The following is a 1087-nucleotide window of genomic DNA, read 5'->3' as shown; positions in this document are numbered from 1 at the left end:
CCGGGGGGGGTCCCGCGCCCGCCGTCGGGGGGGGCGTGGGGGGGGGGGGCGGCCCGGGGGGGGGGGGGGGTGCGCCCGCGGGGGGGGGCCGTTGCGGGGGGGGCAGGGGTTTCCGCGCTCGGGGTGCCCGGCCTCGGAGCTGCGGGGGTGGTGGCCGGACGGTCGTCGGCCGAGCTGTCCGCGGCCGTCGGGAAGCCGCGTAGCGGGCGGGGTGCGGAGGTGGCGGCGGAGTTGCCTGTCCCGGAGGCCACGGCGCGCTCCGCGCTCGCCGCACCTGTCGAGGCGGGGGCGGACACGACGCGGGTGGCGTCCGAGGGGGACACCGACGGGCCGTCGGCGGAGGGGCCGGACTTCTGCGCCCCGGCTCCCGGGCGCGCCGACTTCGGTTCGGCGGCACCGGGTTCGGTGGCGTTCGGGCGTGCCGGAGCGGAGGTGGCGTCCGAGGACGCAGTGCGGGAGTCGGGACGGGACCGCGCGCCGATGGTGGATCGGTTGTCCGCCGCCGATGTCTGCGGCGTACCGGTCGTCCCCGAGCCGGTCGAGCCGGAGCCGACGGAGTTCGAGCCTCGAACGGCAGCGGCGGTCGTTCCCGACGCGGTGTCGCCGCCGTCCGACCGGGCGGAGGTGCCCGGCGTGGCAGTCGCCGTGCCCGTCGGCGACGAAGCCTCCGTCGGTGGAACGGAGGCGGGCGCGACCCGCGCATCGGACGGCGCGGGGGAGCCGGATGTGGCCGGAGCGCCGGACGCAGGCGAAGAGCTGGGCGCGGCCGAGGTGCTGGACGCAGGCGAAGAGCCGGGCGTAATCGAAGAGCCGGACGTGGCGGAACCGGATGCGGCCGAAGTGCTGGATGCGGCGGATGAACTCGGCGTCGCGGACGTGCCGGAGGTGCCGGACGTGGCGGTCGTGCCTGAGGTGCCGGTCGTGGCGGTCGCGTCCGAGGTGCCGGTCGTGCCGGACGTGGCGGTCGTGCCGGTCGTGCCTGAGGTGCCGGTCGTGCCGGACGTGGCGGTCGTGGCGGTCGTGGCGGAGGTGCCCGTCGTGGCCGACGAGGCCGTCGAGGCGGACGTGGCCGAGGAGGCCGACGAGG

Annotated in this window: 1 protein-coding gene and 1 pseudogene; one reads left to right on the top strand and one right to left on the bottom strand. The window is 78.4% G+C overall.

Annotated elements, in window-relative coordinates; all coding sequences use genetic code 11:
- A partial coding sequence (locus tag QH283_RS07330; protein WP_280502259.1) for a hypothetical protein occupies positions 1-251 on the bottom strand: 251 nt, incomplete at its 3' end.
- A 181-nt stretch (positions 252-432) separates the two neighbouring features.
- Here QH283_RS07330 and QH283_RS07325 point away from each other — a divergent pair.
- Positions 433-1087: pseudogene (locus QH283_RS07325) on the top strand (hypothetical protein); the annotation flags it as partial.

Origin of the sequence: Nocardia farcinica (assembly GCF_029867845.1) — a bacterium.
GTDB lineage: Bacteria > Actinomycetota > Actinomycetes > Mycobacteriales > Mycobacteriaceae > Nocardia > Nocardia farcinica_A.
The sequence above is the reverse complement of the archived record's forward strand: the minus strand, read 5'-3'. Positions and strand labels throughout refer to the sequence as shown.